This is a genomic window from Cupriavidus neocaledonicus, from assembly GCF_000372525.1.
GTDB lineage: Bacteria > Pseudomonadota > Gammaproteobacteria > Burkholderiales > Burkholderiaceae > Cupriavidus > Cupriavidus neocaledonicus.
Genome location: NZ_AQUR01000091.1, coordinates 115,336 through 131,798 on the forward strand (window position 1 = coordinate 115,336; position 16,463 = coordinate 131,798).

At 71.1% G+C, this 16,463-nt stretch carries 17 protein-coding genes; 2 read left to right on the forward strand and 15 right to left on the reverse strand.

What is annotated here, in order from left to right:
- Window position 1: 1 nt before the first annotated feature.
- Genes A3AG_RS0112420 through A3AG_RS0112430 form a run of 3 tightly spaced genes read right to left on the reverse strand, consistent with a single transcriptional unit; the run spans window position 2 to window position 3,198 of the window.
- Entirely contained in the window at window positions 2-1,153 is a 1,152-nt protein-coding gene (locus A3AG_RS0112420) for a CaiB/BaiF CoA transferase family protein (RefSeq protein WP_018005712.1), read from the reverse strand.
- Between the two features lie 13 nt (window positions 1,154-1,166).
- Window positions 1,167-2,180 (reverse strand): NADPH:quinone oxidoreductase family protein, encoded by a 1,014-nt coding sequence (locus A3AG_RS0112425; protein WP_026164144.1) that lies wholly within the window; start codon window positions 2,178-2,180, stop codon window positions 1,167-1,169.
- Between the two features lie 10 nt (window positions 2,181-2,190).
- Complete coding sequence (locus A3AG_RS0112430; RefSeq protein ID WP_018005714.1) at window positions 2,191-3,198, reverse strand: tripartite tricarboxylate transporter substrate binding protein; 1,008 nt, start codon at window positions 3,196-3,198, stop codon at window positions 2,191-2,193.
- Between the two features lie 184 nt (window positions 3,199-3,382).
- Here A3AG_RS0112430 and A3AG_RS0112435 point away from each other — a divergent pair, with 184 nt between their 5' ends.
- Window positions 3,383-4,282 (forward strand): LysR family transcriptional regulator, encoded by a 900-nt coding sequence (locus A3AG_RS0112435; RefSeq protein ID WP_026164145.1) that lies wholly within the window; start codon window positions 3,383-3,385, stop codon window positions 4,280-4,282.
- Window positions 4,283-4,307: 25 nt separating this feature from the next.
- On the opposite strand, the gene A3AG_RS0112440 is transcribed toward A3AG_RS0112435, so the two are convergent.
- From A3AG_RS0112440 to gsiC, 12 genes are all read right to left on the reverse strand, one after another.
- Window positions 4,308-5,270 carry a phosphatidate cytidylyltransferase gene (locus A3AG_RS0112440; protein ID WP_018005716.1) on the reverse strand — a complete coding sequence of 321 codons (963 nt, stop codon included), beginning with the start codon at window positions 5,268-5,270 and terminating at the stop codon, window positions 4,308-4,310.
- Window positions 5,267-5,893: a lysophospholipid acyltransferase family protein gene (locus A3AG_RS0112445; RefSeq protein ID WP_018005717.1), complete on the reverse strand. Its 627-nt coding sequence runs from the start codon at window positions 5,891-5,893 to the stop codon at window positions 5,267-5,269. Before A3AG_RS0112445 ends, A3AG_RS0112440 begins: the two co-directional genes overlap by 4 nt.
- A 6-nt stretch (window positions 5,894-5,899) precedes the next feature.
- Window positions 5,900-6,331: a hypothetical protein gene (locus A3AG_RS0112450; RefSeq protein ID WP_018005718.1), complete on the reverse strand. Its 432-nt coding sequence runs from the start codon at window positions 6,329-6,331 to the stop codon at window positions 5,900-5,902.
- Between the two features lie 13 nt (window positions 6,332-6,344).
- Window positions 6,345-7,721 (reverse strand): phosphatase PAP2/dual specificity phosphatase family protein, encoded by a 1,377-nt coding sequence (locus A3AG_RS0112455; RefSeq protein ID WP_018005719.1) that lies wholly within the window; start codon window positions 7,719-7,721, stop codon window positions 6,345-6,347.
- Window positions 7,718-9,487: a bifunctional alpha/beta hydrolase/class I SAM-dependent methyltransferase gene (locus tag A3AG_RS0112460; protein WP_018005720.1), complete on the reverse strand. Its 1,770-nt coding sequence runs from the start codon at window positions 9,485-9,487 to the stop codon at window positions 7,718-7,720. The genes A3AG_RS0112455 and A3AG_RS0112460 overlap by 4 nt, the downstream gene beginning before the upstream one ends.
- Window positions 9,488-9,491: 4 nt before the next feature.
- Complete coding sequence (locus A3AG_RS0112465) at window positions 9,492-10,118, reverse strand: CDP-alcohol phosphatidyltransferase family protein (RefSeq protein WP_018005721.1); 627 nt, start codon at window positions 10,116-10,118, stop codon at window positions 9,492-9,494.
- Between the two features lie 196 nt (window positions 10,119-10,314).
- A complete protein-coding gene (locus tag A3AG_RS0112475; RefSeq protein WP_018005723.1) occupies window positions 10,315-11,385 on the reverse strand; it encodes a M14 family metallopeptidase in 1,071 nt (356 codons plus the stop codon).
- 63 nt (window positions 11,386-11,448) lie between these two features.
- On the reverse strand, window positions 11,449-12,213 hold the full coding sequence (locus tag A3AG_RS0112480; RefSeq protein ID WP_018005724.1) for a hypothetical protein: 765 nt from the start codon (window positions 12,211-12,213) through the stop codon (window positions 11,449-11,451).
- 83 nt (window positions 12,214-12,296) lie between these two features.
- Window positions 12,297-13,115 (reverse strand): M55 family metallopeptidase, encoded by an 819-nt coding sequence (locus A3AG_RS0112485; protein ID WP_018005725.1) that lies wholly within the window; start codon window positions 13,113-13,115, stop codon window positions 12,297-12,299.
- Window positions 13,115-14,161: a DmpA family aminopeptidase gene (locus A3AG_RS0112490; RefSeq protein ID WP_018005726.1), complete on the reverse strand. Its 1,047-nt coding sequence runs from the start codon at window positions 14,159-14,161 to the stop codon at window positions 13,115-13,117. The genes A3AG_RS0112485 and A3AG_RS0112490 overlap by 1 nt, the downstream gene beginning before the upstream one ends.
- Before the next feature lie 2 nt (window positions 14,162-14,163).
- The gene (gene gsiD, locus A3AG_RS0112495) at window positions 14,164-15,078 is read right to left on the reverse strand and encodes a glutathione ABC transporter permease GsiD (protein WP_018005727.1); all 915 of its coding nucleotides are present in this window, start codon (window positions 15,076-15,078) and stop codon (window positions 14,164-14,166) included.
- A 7-nt stretch (window positions 15,079-15,085) separates the two neighbouring features.
- Window positions 15,086-16,006 (reverse strand): glutathione ABC transporter permease GsiC, encoded by a 921-nt coding sequence (gene gsiC, locus A3AG_RS0112500; protein ID WP_018005728.1) that lies wholly within the window; start codon window positions 16,004-16,006, stop codon window positions 15,086-15,088.
- A 270-nt stretch (window positions 16,007-16,276) separates the two neighbouring features.
- On the opposite strand from gsiC, the gene A3AG_RS33365 reads away from it, so the two are divergent.
- Window positions 16,277-16,463, forward strand: a 187-nt coding sequence (locus tag A3AG_RS33365) for a helix-turn-helix domain-containing protein (protein WP_167332268.1), incomplete at its 3' end; no start/stop codon positions are given.

The window sequence follows — 16,463 nt, forward strand, 5'->3', positions numbered from 1 at the left end:
TTCAGGCGCCGATGCCGAACTCCGCCAGCACCGCCGCGGTATGCTCGCCCAGCGCCGGCGCACTTCCCGCCGGCCGCTCCCGTCCCGCCATGCCGGGCAGGTTGGCCCACGGCACCTCGCCCATCCCCGCCAGCGCCAGCCGGCCGAACACCCCCGCCTGCGCGCACTGCGCGCTCTGCAGCAGCTCGCGCGCATGGCCGACGCGCGCGAACAGCACATCGTGCTCGGTCAGCAGCGCTTCCCAGTGCGCCAGCGGCCGCGCGGCCAGCGCCTGCGCCACGCGCCGGCCCAGTTCCGCCGCGCGCGGCAACCGCCCCGCGCTGCTGTGCAGCGTGGTATCGGCAAGCCAGTCGTCGCAACCCAGCAGCCCGGCCAGCCGCAGGAACATCGCGTCGTTGAGCATGCTCAGGTACAGCGCGCCATCGGCCGCCTCGAACAGCCCGGTCGGCGCGTTGGCCGCCGCCAGTTCCGCGTCGGGGAACATGGCGTCGTCGACCATCAGGTAGGACTGCAGCGCGGCGCTGGTCTCGAGCAGCGACAGCCGCACATGCCGGCCGCGGCCACTGCGCGCGGCCTTGTACAACGCCGCCGAGGCCTGCTGCGACGCGTACAGCCCGGTGGCCAGGTCGACCAAGAAGAAGGCGATGCGGCGCGGCTGGCCGGCGGCGTCGCGGTTCAGATGCATCAGCCCGCTGTAGGCCTGCATGGTGGTATCCACCGCGGGCCGGTGCGCCAGCGGCCCGGCATGACCGTAGCCCGAGATCGAGACGTACACCAGCGCCGGGTTGTGCGCGGCCAGGGCCTGGTAGCCGACGCCCATGCGCTCGGCCACGCCGGGGCGAAAATTCTGGATCACCACGTCGGCGCGCTGCGCCAGCCGGCCGATGGCAGCCCGGCCGTCGGCGCTGCGCGCATCCAGCACCACGCTCTCCTTGCCCGCATTGCAGGCGACCGCGATCGCGGTCTGGCCGGCGCGGATGCGCCCCATCTGCCGCGACCAGTCGCCGCCCGGCGGCTCGACCTTGATCACGCGCGCGCCCTGCTCGCGCAGGATCAGCCCGCAGTACGGGCCGGCGATGCCCTGGCTCAGGTCGAGCACGGTCAGGCCGTCGAACATGGCATCGTCCGTGCTCGCCGCGGTTGCATCATGCATAAGTGGGCTCCGTTCAGATATCCAGCATGACCTTGCCGATGGCGCGGCGCGACATGGTGGTGTCGACCGCGTTGAGCCAGTCGCCCAGCGCAAAGTGCTGCAGCACCGGCGGCGCCAGCCGGCCGCTGGCGGCCGCCTGCATGATCTCGCCGACCATGGCCTGCACCCTCGGCGCAAAGCGCCGGCGCTCGTCGGTCAGCCCCCAGCCGATGTAGTAGCCGTAGTTGAAGCCGACCAGCGTCAGGTTCTTCACCAGCAGCAGGTTGGCCGGCACCGACGGGATGCGGCCGCTGGCATAGCCGATCGACAGCAGCCGCGCGCCCGGTACCGCGCAGCGCAGCGAGGCGTCGAACAGGTCGCCGCCGACCGGGTCGAACACCACGTCGGCGCCGCCGGCCGGGCACAGCGCCTTGACCGATGCCGCCAGCGCCTCGGCATCGGCGGGCAGCGCATGCGCAGCGCCGTTGGCGAGTGCAGCTTCGCGCTTGGCCGCGGTGCTGGCGGTGGCGATCACCCGCGCGCCCATCAGCTTGCCCACCTGCACCGCCGCCGTGCCGAGTGCGCCGCTGGCGCCGTGGACCAGCATGGTGTCGCCCGGCTGCAGCGCAGCGCGCCACGCCAGCGCGGCCCACACCGTGCCGTAGGTGATGGGCAGCGCGGCGGCGTGCGCGAGGGCGAGGCCGTCCGGCACCGGATAAACCGTGTCCGCGGTCGTCACGACTTCTTCGGCAAAGCCGCCCCAGTCCAGCGCCGCCGCCACGCGCTGCCCCACGTGCAGCCGCGTCACGTCCGGCGCGACCTCCAGGATCTCGCCAGACGCTTCGGTGCCGGGCGTGAACGGCAACGGCGGCTTGCGCTGGTACTTGCCCGACACGAACAGGCTGAGCGCAAAGCCGACGCCCGCATGCCGCACGCGGATGCGCACCTGTCCCGGCCCGAGCGGCTGGCGCGACAGGCGCTGCAGCTCCAGTTCGCTCCAGTGGCACCAGCGCGAGCAGACCAGTCCCAGATAGTCGTTGTCTTGCATGGTCAATCCCTTACTCCAGCGTGATGCCGACATCGCGGATGATGCGACTCCATTTGTCGCGGTCGTTCTTCATCACCGTGGCGAAGGGCTCCGGCGTGCTGCCCACCGGCACCAGGTTCAGGTCCTGCATCTTCCTGGCGATCTCCGGCAGGCGCACGATGCGCGCCACCTCGCGCGACAGCGCGTCGACCCGCGCCCGGGGCACGCCGGCCGGGAACAGCAGCCCCATCCAGGCATCGGGCTCGAAGCCCTGGTAGCCGGCTTCGCGGAAGGTCGGCACCCTGGGCAGCAAGGCCGAGCGCTCGGCCCCGGCGATCGCCACCGGCACCAGCTTGCTGGCCTGCAGCAGCGGCATCGCCGTGCCGACGGCAATAAAGCCCAGCTTCACATGCCCCGCGGCCAGGTCGGTGGCGAGCGGCGCGCCGCCCTTGTAGGCCACGTGCTCCATCTGCAGGCCGGCTTCGCGCTTGAGCAACTCGCCCAGGATATGCCCGGTGGTGCCGGCGCCGTACGAGCCATACGGGTACTTGCCGGGATTGGCCTTGAGCAGCGCCACCACCTCCGGCAGCGTGCGCACGGGAAAGTCGGGCGACACCGCCAGGATGGTGGACGAGATCGCCACCTCGCTGACCGGCGTGAAATCCGCGATCGGGTCATAGCCGATGCCGCGGTACAGCGATGGGTTCTGCACGTGCGCGGTGAAGGTCAGCAGCGCGGTGTAGCCGTCCCGGGGCGCCCTGGCGACATACTTGGTGCCGGTAGTGGTGCCCGCGCCGGGCTTGTTGTCGACGATCACGGGCTGGCCCCAGCTTTTGGTCAGTTCCTGCCCGATCAGCCGCGCCACGGCGTCGTTGACGTTGCCTGCCACCGACGGCACCACGATGGTCAGCGGCCGCGACGGATAGGGTTCGGCAGGGGCGGAATCGGCGGCCTCGGCTGCGGCCGGCATCACGCTCGGAACGGCCGCCAGCAACATGGCGGCCACGGCTGTGCGCAGCCGCGCGGAACGGTATGGCATCGCTTTGTCTCCTGTCCTTGGCTCCCTTCTGTAGCGCCGCTGCGGTGTCCACTGCGATGCGGTGCGCGAGGGATGCCACGCAGTCTAGGCCAGCGTCCGGGCCGGCGTGATTCCCGCTCGGCGCGAGCCAAGTCCTGGCAGGCATGGCGCTACAATGGCCCGCACCCCCAGCGCCAGCCGCCCCATGCGATTCGAGGATCTAGAAGCCTTCCTGGTCGTGATCGACCAGGGCAACCTGCACCGCGCCGCCGACGACCTGGGCATGACCCAGTCCGGCTTGTCCAAAACGCTGGCGCGGCTGGAAGGCGAAGCCGGCATGCCGTTGTTCGAGCGCACCCCGCGCGGGCTGGTGCCGACCGGCGCGGGCCGCACCCTGGCCGCGCATGCGCGCCGGATCTCGCTGGCCGCCGGCGACATGCGCAACGAACTGGCCGAGCAGCGCGCCGCGCGTGCGGGCACGGTGCGCCTGGGCGCCATCCCCTACCTGCTGCCGTCGCTGCTGTCGCCGTTGCTGGCGCGCTTCTTCCTGAGCCGGCCGCTGGCCACGTTCTCGATCGAAACCCACCTGAGCGCGCGCCTGCTGACGATGCTGCAGAACGGCGAAGCCGACCTGATCCTTGCCGCGCGCCCCGGCAGCGTGCCGGCAGACGTGGCCTGGCTTCCGCTCGGCCCGCTCAGCATGCAGATCGTGTGCCGCAGCGCCCACCCGCGCCTCGACCGCTTGCGCTCGCTCGCCGACCTCGCCGGCGAACGCTGGGTGGTGCCGGCCAGTTCGCTGTACCTGCGCCAGTGGCTGGAAGAGCGCTTCACCGCGGTCGGCCTGCCGCCGCCGCGCGTGGCGGTGGAAAGCACGGCGTCGCCGGTCGCTTTCGGCGAACTGCTGCGGCATTCCGACCTGCTCGGCATCATGCCGCCGCGCATGCTGCGCCAGGCCGAAGGCCAGGGGCTGGTCGCGATCGAGGCCCCGGGCACGTCGTGGCAGCACGAACTGGCCGTGCTGTGGCGCGCCGACGGCTACCTGTCGCCGATCTGCCAGGACTTCCGCGATGCCGTGGTGGCATGGTGCGCGGAAACGGCGCTATGAAGCCCCTGTGGCCCGGCGCTTGCGCTCAGGGCACCCACCAATAGCGCGTGATGTGGAAGAACACCGGCGCGGCGAACACCACCGAGTCGAGCCGGTCGAGCATGCCGCCGTGGCCCTGGATCATGTGGCCCCAGTCCTTGATGCCGCGGTCGCGCTTGATCGCCGACATCACCAGGCCGCCGAGGAAGCCCATCAGCGCGATCACCAGCGCAATCGCGCCGGCCTGCCACGGCGAAAACGGCGTGATCCACCACAGCGCCGCGCCCAGCGCGGTGGCGCTGGCAACGCCGCCGACAAAGCCCTCGACGGTCTTCGACGGCGACAGCAACGGCGCGATCTTGCGCTTGCCGCACAGCTTGCCCCACACGTACTGCAGCACGTCGCTGCCCTGCACCACGATCACCAGGAAGGCGATCAGCAGCAGGTTGCGCCCATCGAAGCCCGGGATCGGCAGCGTCAGCAGCGCCGGCACGTGCGAAATGCAGAACACGCACACCATCACCGCCCACTGTACCCCGGCGCAGCGCTCCAGGAAGCGCGTGGTCTCGGACGACAGCGCGGCCAGGATCGGCAGCACCAGGAAGGCATAGACCGGAATCAGGATCGAGAACATGCCGTACCAGCCGATATAGACCAGCACGTACTGCAGCGGCAGGAACACGAAGAAGGCGGCGACGATGGCGCGATGGTCGCCGCGCCGCGTGGTGATGATGGTGACGAACTCGCGCAGCGCAAAGAACGACAGCAGGTAGAACAGCACGATCACCGCGGTGCGCCCCAGCGCAAAGGCCACGCCCATGATGCCGATCATCCACCACCAGGCCGACACGCGCTGTCCCAGGTTGTCGATCACCGCGTGCTGGCCGCCGCCCGCGACGCGCCAGCGCAGCAGCGCGGTCACGGTGGAAGCCAGCAGCAGTACGCCGAACAGGCCGCCGAACAGCAGCCAGGTCTCGCGGCTCCAGTGCAGGGTGGGCATGGCATTCATTCCAGTTCGGGGGCCAGCGCGAGCAGGCCGTCGCGGCAGCGCGCAAGGAACGCTTCCTTGCTGTCGTCGGCGGCCAGCCGCAGCGGCTGGCCGAAGGTCACGGTGCACAGCAGCGGCACCGGCACCACTTCGCCCTTGGGCATCACGCGGTTCAGGTTGTCGATCCACACCGGCACGAACTCGACCTCGGGGCAGGCCCGCGCCAGGTGGTAGATGCCGCTCTTGAACGGCAGCAGGCGCGCGTCGGTGGTGTTGCGCGTGCCTTCGGGAAACAGGATCAGCGAATCGCCCGCCGCCAGCCCGGCCTGCATCAGCGCCACCGGGTCGCTGCCGGGTTCGCTGCGGGTGCGGTCGATCAGCAGCGCGCGGAACACGTCGCGGCCGATAAAGCGGCGCAGCGGCGATGTCTGCCAGTAATCCGCGCCCGCCACCGGCCGCGTCACCGTGCGCAGCTCGGGCGGCAGGCAGCCCCAGATCAGCACGAAATCGCCGTGGCTGCTGTGGTTGGCAAAGTAGACGCGCTGCACCGCGGCCGGGATGCAGCCCTGCCAGTTGGCGCGCATGCCCGTGAGCAGCCGGGCGAAGACGATGATCGCGCGCGCGGTCGCGCGGGCAAGCCACATGTTTGGTTACCTCAGCATCAGCGATAGCAAGGCCAGCAGCAGCTGGCACACGGTCAGTGCGGCGCTGGCGCGCACCAGGCGCAGCGCGCCGCGGGCGCGCTCGGCCAGGGGGCGTGCGGCGCGCGCCGCGGGCATCCAGCCCAGTTCGAGCAGCGCGGCATCGAGCCTGGCCAGCCCGGGCTGGTCCGGCGCGCCGGCCGCGAGCGCAGCGAACAGGCGCTGGTCGATGGCGACGCGCAGCAGCAGCCACAGCTGCGGCAGCGCCAGCAGCAGCGCCAGCGCCGCCGGCCAGCGCGACATCGCGGTGTCCGCCCCTGGCCAGGCCGCCAGCATGGCGAACGCCAGTCCGGCCGCGCCGATCCACGCGGCCCCTGACAGCGCGCCCGTCACCGCGTGCGCAATCCACGCATCGGTGCAGCGCGCGAAGTCAGCATCCATGGCAGCGTCCCGGTCAGCCGCCATCGGCAGGCCCCTGGGTGTCAGCACGGTCGAGGCAACGCTGCAGCGCCTCCGCATGTTCTGGCCCGAGCACCACGGCGGGCCGGTGCTGGCGCAGCGCCGCCAGCGCGGCGCCGGCGTCGCGCAGGCCCTGCCGCCGCGCCAGCCAGGCTGCCGCGACCAGCGCGCTGCGCGAATAGCCCAGCGCGCAGCTGACCAGCACGCGGCGGCCCTGCCGCTGCCAGGCGTCGAGCTGCGCCACCGCCTGCGCGAGCTGCTGCGGGGTCGGCACGGTCAGGTCCAGCACGGGTATGCAGCGATAGGCCAGGCCGGGCGCCGCGGCCGCGCGCGGCAGCTCGGCGCTGAGGTCAAGCACGGCATCCGCGCCGAGCGTGCGCAGCTCGGACGTTATCGGGAAGCGGCCCACCCAGACGCCCGGCGCGATCGCGCTGGCCTGCGGCGCGCGCCGCGTCCACCAGCGTGAATTGAGGAAGGCGCCCAGCAGGTAAGGCGCCAGCACCCAGCACGCGCCCGGTGCCATGGTGCCGTCGCTGTCCTTCTGGAACCACGCCGGCGCCGCCAGCGCGTAGATGCGCGCCACGCAGGCCAGCGCCAGCGCGGCCCACAGCAGCAGGAACGCCAGCGTCACCGATGCGCCCAGCGCCAGCACCGCGCACAGCAGCGCCACCAGCGCGCCCACGACATAGCGGCGCGACAGCTGCCGCGTGCGCGCTCCGGGCACGCCGGCCGCGGCTGCGGGCAGCTGCATCGGCAGCAGGTAAACGCACAGCCAGCCCACCAGCGCGCCGGTGGGCACGTCGATCAGGTGATGCTGCCAGGTGGTCAGCACCGACACCCCGATCAGCGCAAACCAGCCGTGCAGCAGCCAGCGCCAGCCGCCGCGCAGGTGCGCCGCGAAGGCGACCCACAGGATCACCAGCAGGCTGATATGCAGCGACGGCGCCTGGTTGAACGGCAGGTCGAAGCCGCCCAGCAGCGTGAACAGCTGGCCCGGCAGGCCGTCGGCAGCGGGCCGCGCAAAGCTGAAGCGCAGCGGGAAGGCGATAAAGCACGCGACCGACACCAGCTGCGCCAGCACCAGCCGCTTCACGTGCGTCAGCAGCGCCGCGCGGCTACGCCACAGGAAGAACGAGATGCCGTACAGCAGGTCGATCGACCAGTACGGCACGATGGTCCAGGGCAGGAACGGAATGCCCCGCTCCCATTCAAAGTAGAACGACGGCACCTCGGCGCGCTGGCTCGCCAGCCAGTTGGCGAAGCCATAGCTGGAGAAGAAGAACGCGCCGGCCAGCGCCAGCAGCAGGCACGCCAGGCCCCAGGGCCGGCGCGGGCGTGCGGCGGCGCCGGCCTGGGTCGGCACCGTGCTCATGCGCCGCGCCTGCGCGCCAGGCTGACGGTGAAGATTCCCCACGGGTCGATGCGCTGCGTGACCTTGTCGAAGCCGGCGGCCCGCACCAGTTCGTCCATTTCGGCCTGCGAGCGGCGCCGCATCACCCAGGCGGCGCCGGCGCGATGGCTGGTCAGCGCGCGCGCGATGAATTCCAGCTGCGGATGCCAGGGCTGGCCGGTGTAGACCAGGTAGCCGCCCGGCGGCACCGCGCGCGCCAGCCCGTCGAGCGAGCGCCGCACCATGGCGTTGTCGGGGAACAGTTCGTACAGGCCGGATACCACCGCCAGCGTCGGCGCCGGCGCCAGCGCGGCCAGGCTGTCGCCGTCGAAGGCATCGCCCTGTTCGAAGCGGGCCACGTCCTGCAGGCCCTTGGCGGCAATCAGCGCGCGGCCCTGCTCCACGTTCAGCGCGCTGTAGTCGCGCAGCAGGATCGACTCGACCGCGCCCGCGCCCCCCTCCAGCGCGCCCAGTGCTTCCAGCACGTAGCGGCCATGGCCGGCGGCGATATCGACCATGCGCACCGGCGTGCCGGCCGCGCGCAGGCGCAGCACCGCCTCGGCAATCAGCGCCTCGGCGTGGACCTTGCGCTGGCGGATGCCGCGCCAGCCGATCGCGTCCAGGTACTGCCGGTCGGCCAGCCGGCCCAGCGCGCCGCGCCCGGACGGCGTGTCGCGGTAAACGTAGTCGAGCGTCGAGCCCGAGTCGAAGCCGGTCTGATGGCCGAGCCGCACCCCGTCCGACAGCATCCCGCCCAGCTTCAGGTTGGCCCGCGCCGCGCGCCAGTACCAGGCGGCCAGCGCGCCCGGCGCCGACGCCAAGCGGTCCGCCTCCTCGCGGAACGGGCCGATCTGGTCGGCGTCGAGCAGCGAGCGCGGCGCCGACGGCGTGTCGAATTCACGCAGGATAAAGCGGCGCGCGGCATCGACCGCCTGCTTGCGGTCGCGCTCGCCGAGGGTGTCGTGGTAGAAGCCGTCCAGCACGATGCGTTCCTTGGTGCGCGAGCCCAGGCGCTCGTAGAAGCGGTCCTGCGGGCCGCGGTGCACGACCCAGTCGGCGCCCGAGATCAGCAGCTGCGTCGGCACCGTGATCGCTGCGGCATCGGCGACGATGCGCTCGGCGGTCTGGTACAGGTCGAGCAGGATATTGACCGCGATCGGGCGCGTGATCAGCGGATCGCTGTCATAGCTGGCGATGCGCCCGGGATCGTGGGTCAGGAACTTGGCCTTGACGTAGCTGTTGACGAAGAACTTGCCGCGCAGGCGCTGCATCAGCTTCAGCCCCGGCCGCGCGAACGGCACGTACAGCTTGACCTTGAACGCCGGCGACGCCAGCACCAGCGCGCGGATCGGCGGCGCGTAGTCGTGCACCCAGGTCGCGGCCAGCACCGCGCCGACGCTCTGCGCGATCACCGCGGTGCGTTCCAGCGGGATGCCGTGGACCTCGGCGATATGCGCGGTGAAGGTCTGGATATCGCGAACGGAATCGGCCAGGCTGGGGCTGTAGCCGCGCTCGCCGGGCGAATTGCCATGGCCGCGCGCGTCCCAGGCGAAGATGTCGTGTCCGGGCAGGTTGAGCTCGTCGGCCAGGTGGGCGACCCGGCCGGAATGCTCGTGGCCACGGTGGAACAGCAGCACGGCGCCGCGCGCCGGGGCCTCGACCGCGGGCCAGTGGCGATAGAACAGCGCCTGGCCGTCGTGGGTCTCGAATTGCCGCTGCAGCGGCTGGCGGGAAGACGGTCGGTCCATCGCACTACTCCGCAAGGCGGGAGTGGGCCTCGGCAATGCCGCGGCGCACCCGGTTGGCCATCGTAAACAGCGACAACAGCGACAGCAGCAGCCACAGCCAGCTGGCGGCCGCGCCGAAGCCCAGCCCCAGGCCGGCCCACAGCGCGATCGCGCCGAGCGCGAAGGCGCGGTCGCTCTTGCCGAGCGGGCCGTCGTAGCGCCGGCTGGCGCCGGCCAGCGGCCCGATCAGCCCGGCGGCCTCGACCAGCAGCGCCAGCAGCGCGAAGGTACCCACCTGCCCCAGGCTGAAATCGGGCAGCGCGGCCAGCGGCAGGATCAGCGCCAGGTCCGACACCATGTCGCCGAGCTCGTTCAGGTAGGCGCCCAGCACGCTTTGCTGGCCATGCTCGCGCGCCAGCATGCCGTCGATGGCATTGAGCGCCATACGCCCGAACAACCACAGCGGAAACAGCAGGAACAGCGCCGGGGTCTCGGCCACCAGCATGCCCAGCGTGGCCAGCACGCCGACCGCGAGCGATCCGGCGGCGGCGGCCAGCGTGACCTGGTTGGCGGTCACGCCGCGCTGCGCCAGGTCTTGCACCACGGGGCGCAGCCAGGCCTGGAACCTGGGTTTCAGTTCGTAGAGCGTCATCGCGCCGGCCTCCCTGCCGAGCAGATGCCGGAAGCGCGCCGCGCGGCGGCCGTTTCCGTCTTGTTCTTGGTGTTGGTCTGGCTCCTGGCCCCGACGCGGCACGCCTCGGCCAGGGCATGGCGGCAGTGCCTGGCTCGGCACTCTACCGCCAAGCCCGGACAATACCAGATGATGCCTGCGGCCTGAACCCCACTCGCTAGGCCGATGCGATCGTGCTGCGCACGGCGTCGCTCACCTGCGCCACCACGCCGTCGCGCCAGTCGTCGGCATCGCCGTAGAAGGCGCGCCACATCGCCTGGCGCACCAGCGCGCGCTGGTTCTCGTCGGCCTCGGGATGCCGGTGCAGCCAGTGGTCGCCGCGCAGGGCGTCGAGCACCTCGCCCACCGGCAGCGTGCCGAACTCGAGCGCGATGCCGGCGTAGTCCACCGCCGGCAGGGTCTGCGGCACGGCGTGCCAGGCCAGCCCGGTCAGGTTGGCCGAGGTCGACGAGCCATCGTAGATCGAGGTCACGCGCTCGCCCCAGATCGCGCGCGTGCGCGTGATCGATTCGGGCGTGTCCGGGCCCATGTGGATGGGCTCGCCGTAGCCCCACGGGCCCAGGCCGGTATGGACGTCGATCCAGCGCAGCGCCGCGCGCCCGGCGCCGAAGCGCGCCAGGATGCGGCACAGCGTGTAGTTGCTCCAGGTGGCCTTGTCGCCGCCGTAGAACATGCCGCCGGGATCCTGGTACTGGCCGCTGCTGACCGCGGCCTGGTACCACGCCATGCCACGCTCGGCCACCGCCTTCATCAGCCGTGCCTGGTCGGCCTCCGACGGCGGCCATTGCGCCGGCAGCAGCAGCGGCGCGATTTCGGCATAGGCGGCGTTGTGCGGCAGCGGCTGCGAGAAATCCATGAAGTTGCGGTTCAGGTCGACGTTGTCCTCGTTGACCCGGCGCAGGTGGGAGAAGCCGTAGGGATTGACCGCATGCACCAGCAGCAGGCAGGCGTCGGCGGCGGCGCAATCGGCAAGCAGCGCGGCGTCGTGCAGCAGCGCCGATTGCGCCCCGGAGCCGGCAAAGCCTTCGGCGCCGTGCGTGCCCGAGGTCACCATGATGCAGCGCCGGGCCTCGGGCGCGCCGGCCAGCGCCACGTCGATCGCGAGCTCTTCGCCGGCGCTGCCGCGCCGGGTGGGATGCGGAAATTGCGCCAGCGCGGCGCCCGCGCCGCGCGCGGCGTCCAGGAAGGTCTTGCGCGCTTCGGCGTAGCTGCGAGAAAAATGGCTCATGGCGTCACCCGCGGATGCGATGCAGGCATTAGACGCCAATTCGGCGGGTCTCGCCAGTCGCGGCTAGAACAGCGAGCCGGACCGGGCCTTGCCCGCCGCGGCGGGCGGCTCGGCTTCGGGCCCCCAGATGCCGGCCGACGTAAACGCCTGCGGATGCATCGCGATTCCGGCCGCGGCCAGCTGCCCCGCGGTCAGCACCAGGTGCCGCGCCAGCCAGTCATGCAGGCTGCGCAGGAAGCGGATGTTGTCGACGCTGGTGGATGCCGCGATCAGACGTTCCAGCTTGACGTGGGCGGTATAGACGTCGAGCAGGTTGGTCGCGCGCAGCCGCGGCGGCGTCGACGGACTGCGCTCGATCGCCAGGATGCGGCGCACCTGCGCCGGGGCGAGGTCGCCGCTGCGCTGGTATTGCGCGTAGATGTCCTCGAGCGCCGGGAAGCGCACGGTGGGCTGCACGCGCGGCACCGCGGCCACCTTCTCCATGCGCAGCACCAGGTAGCGGATCGCCGCGGCGCGTTCGGCCGCGCGGGCCTGCGCGGCGTCGCGCCGGCGCGGCGCCGCGGGCAGCTCGGGCCAGGCCGTGCGCGGCACCACGTCGCGTTCGGTGTAGTCGGGCACCCGCCGCAGCAGGGCCGGCTGCGCCAGCGCGGCGCGCGCGCAGTCCTCGCCGAACGGGTATTCGTGCCCGGCGGCGTCGCGCAGGATATAAGCCTGGCCTTCCGGAAAGCCGTGATGGCGGCGGCTGGCGCCGCGCGCGTGGCAGCGTGTGGCGGGATCGACGAAATCCTTGCGTACCGGGATCCAGCCGCCGTCGTGTGCCTGGGTCATGCGTTGTGTATGGCGTGCCTGTTGCTGGACCCGCCATTGTCGCCGATCTGCGGGACGTGGCCGGCCCGCCACGCTGCAACTGGCTACTTCAGCATGAACGACATCGCCGACAGGCAGTTCAGCATGCGCACCGCGGCCTGCACCGAATCGGCCTGGAACGACAGCGTCACGCCGTCGCGCCGCTCCAGCGTGGGCCACTGGCAGAACAGGTCGGCATGCGCCGGGGTCTGCGTCTGCAGGGTGCACGCCACCGGCGCGGCGATGCGCAGGCATTGCGCCTGCGCGCGCCCGCGCACCGCGCTCGCTGCCGCCGCGGCAATGGCTTCGCGCGCGGCCGGCGGCGACAGCGAGGCGCCGCTGCCAAAGCCGCCCGCGGTCTTGGTCTCGACATAGCGCACCCATGGCATCAGCGCATGGGTTTCCTGCACGAACACGTCGTCGCCGCTGGCCATCAGCACCGGCACGCCGAACTCGCCGGCCAGCGCCGCGTACAGTCCGGCCTCGCCGAGCTCCTTGCCGTTGAGCCAGACCCGCGCGAAAGCGCTGCTGTTGATGGTGTGCGCCAGCACGCCGCGGCTCTGCGCGCGGCCGTGGTAGCCGATCATCAGCACGCCGTCGACGCCGGCCTCGACCCCCGCCATCATGCCCAGGTAGCGCGGCTTGCCCAGCACCACGCGCGCGCGCGGGTCGAGCTGGTCCGGCAGCAGATTGCGGAAGCCGCCGTGCGAATCGTTGACCAGCACTTCGGCCGCGCCGCCGGCAAAGGCGCCTGCGATGGCGGCGTTGGCCTCGCCGGTCATCCAGGCGCGGGCGCGTTCGTATTCGCCATTGCCCGCGCGGGTCTGCTCGGCGTGGAAGACGCCGGCCACGCCTTCGATATCGGTGGAAACAAGGATCTTCATCAGCAGTCCTGGCGCAGTTCGGGCATCACGTCGAGCAGCGCGGCGCGGCCGTGGCCGTCGCGGCCCTGCACCGGCACGGCATGCCAGAGGGCATGCAGGATGGCCTGCTCGACGCTGTCGGCCGCGGCCCGGAACAGCGGGTCGAGCAGGGTTTCATGCAGCAGCGCAAGCGCCGGCATCGGCCGCGCCGCGTCGTCGGGCACGGTGTATGCCGTCGAGAATGCCAGCGCGATATCGCCCGAGCCATGCCCGAACACCGAACCGGTGCGCGCCAGCCCGGCACCGGCGCGCAGCGACAGCCGGCGCAGCTGGCGCGCGTCCAGCGGCGCATCGGTGGCCAGCACCATGATGATCGAACCCTTCTCGGGTTCCGGTGCGCCACCGGGCAGTGCCAGCCGGCCTGCCAGCTCGGGACCGACCAGCCTGCCGGCCACGGTCAGCGATTCCGGCGTGCCGAAATTGGCCAGCACCAGCGCGCCGACGCAATGGCCGCCGGCCACGCGCGATGCCGAGCCGATGCCGCCCTTGACGCCGAACGCCGACATGCCGCGGCCGGCGCCCACGGCACCCTGCGCGAATCCGGCTGCCGCGCACGCCAGCGCTGCATCGTAGTGCGGGCCGGCCACCGCCATGCGCTGGATATCGTTCAGGTAGCCGTCGTTGCATTCGAACACCAGCGGATTGACCGTCGGCAGCGCCCGGCCGATGTCCGGATTGGCCGCCACCGCCGCGCGGATCTGCGCCTGCGCCACGGCGCCGACGGCAAAGGTGTTGCTCAGCGCCACCGGGGTCTCGAGCACGCCCAGCTCGTCCACCTGCACCAGCCCCACGCTCTTGCCGAAGCCATTGAGCACGGTGGCCGCGGCGGGCACCTTGTCGCGGTACGGATCGCCGCCGTGCGGGCGGATCACGGTCACGCCGGTCTGCACCCCGCCCTCGGCCAGCGTGCAGTGGCCGACGGTGACGCCGGCGACGTCGGCAATGCTGTCCAGCGGACCCGCGGGAAGACTGCCGACGCGCGGCACGCCCAGGGTGGAGACAGTCATCTTCAGCGGCGGTCGATCTTGGGGTCGAGCGCGTCGCGCAGCCCGTCGCCCAGCAGGTTGAAGGCCAGCACGGTCAGGAAGATCGCCAGGCTGGGGAAGATCGCCACGTGCGGCGCGGTGACCATGTCGGCGCGCGCCTCGTTGAGCATCGCGCCCCATTCCGGCGTGGGCGGCTGCGCGCCCAGCCCCAGGAACGACAGGCTGGCCGCGGTGATGATCGAGGTGCCGATGCGCATCGAGAAATACACCACGATCGACGACACCGTGCCTGGCAGGATATGGCGCACCAGGATGGTCCAGTCCGACGCGCCGATGCTGCGCGCGGCCTCCACATAGGTCAGCCGCTTCAGCATCAGCGTATTGCCGCGCACCAGGCGCGCGAATGCGGGGATGCTGAAGATGGCGACGGCGAAGATCACGTTGGTCATGCCGTTGCCGAGGATGGCGACGATGCCGATCGCCAGCAGGATGCCGGGGAAGGCGAACAGCACGTCGGAGATACGCATCACGATGCGGTCCCACCAGCCTTCGTAGTAGCCGGCCAGCAGGCCCAGCACGGTGCCGATCACCGCGCCGATGATCACCGACAGGAAGCCCGCCGCCAGCGAGATGCGCGTGCCGGCCAGGATGCGGCTGAAGATATCGCGCCCGAGCGAATCGACGCCCATCCAGTGCGCGGCCGACGGGCCGGCGTTGAGCGCATCGTAGTCGAAATAGTTCTCGGGATCGTACGGCACGAGATGCGGCGCCAGGATCGCGACCAGCACCAGCAGCAGCACGAATGCGCCGGCGCCGAGCGCCAGGTGCTGCTTGCGGAATTTGCGCCAGAACTCGGTCCAGGGAGTGCGCACGGCCTCCGGCGCGGCCGCGGTGGCAGATGCCGCTTGCGCTGCGGCGGGCGTGGAAAGCTCAGTCATGCCGGCCTCACTTGTAGCGGATGGTGGGATTGATCACGGTGTAGAGCATGTCCACCACCAGGTTGATCAGGATGAATTCGAGCGAGAACAGCAGCACCTCGGCCTGGATCACCGGGTAGTCGCGCATCTCGACGGCATCGACCAGCAGGCGTCCCAGGCCCGGCCAGTTGAACACCTTCTCGACCACGATCGAGCCGCCCAGCAGGAAGCCGAACTGCAGGCCCATCATGGTCACCACCGGGATCATGGCGTTGCGCAGGCCGTGCTTGGCCACCACCAGCGTCTCGCGCACGCCCTTGGCGCGGGCGGTGCGGATAAAGTCTTCCTGCAGCACCTCGACGAACGAAGCGCGGGTAAAGCGCGCCATCACCGCCGCCACCGCGGCGCCGAGCGTGACCGAGGGCAACACGTAGTGCAGCCAGGTGTCGGCGCCGATCGACGGCAGCCAGCCCAGCTGCACCGAGAACACCTCCATCAGCAGCATGCCCAGCGCGAAGGCCGGGAACGAAATCCCGGAGACCGCCAGCGTCATGCCGAAGCGGTCCGGCCAGCGGTTGCGCCACACTGCCGAGCCGATGCCGATGGCCATGCCGAACACCACCGCCCAGGCCATCGACGCCACCGTCAGCAGCAGCGTCGGCATGAAGCGGTCGCCGATCTCCTCGCTGACCGGGCGCTTGGTGCGCAGCGAATGGCCGAACTCGCCGCGCAGCGCGTTCGAGAAGAAGTTGACGAACTGCTCGTGCAGGGGCCGGTCCAGGCCCAGGTCCTTGCGCACCAGTTCGACCGTGGCCGAGTCAGCCTCCGGACCCGCCGCCAGGCGCGCCGGATCGCCCGGCAGCAGGTGGACGAACAGGAACACCAGCACCGCCACGATCAGCAGCGTGGGGATCACGCCCAGCACGCGTTTGAGGAAGTAATTCAGCATCACACACCATGAAGAAAGGCCGCGGGCCGCCCGCCTGCGAACCCCGCGTCGCGAGGCAGGCGGCCGCTCTCGGCTTACTGCTCTACTGCTCTGTTGGATCGCTTGTCGCGGCGCGGAGGCTGCTGGTGCTGCAAGCGCCCGCCCTCACCCCCGCCCCTCTCCCGCGAGCTGTATAGACCGGGGACATAGGTAACAGGTGTGCCAGGACATGGGTAACACTTTTCCCGCTTAGTCAGCGGGAGGATAACGTTGCCCTGGAGCCAAACCACCGTGAAGCAGCAAAGAGAAGAGTTCGTCCGCCTGGCACGCCAGGCGGACGCCAACATTGCGGAGCTTTGCCGCCGCTTCTGCATCAGTCGGAAGACCGGTTATAAGTGGTTGAATCGAGAGGATCTGGACGACCGAACTCGGCGTCCACATAGCTCTCCCGGTCGAACTCCAGCTGCCATCGAAGAGC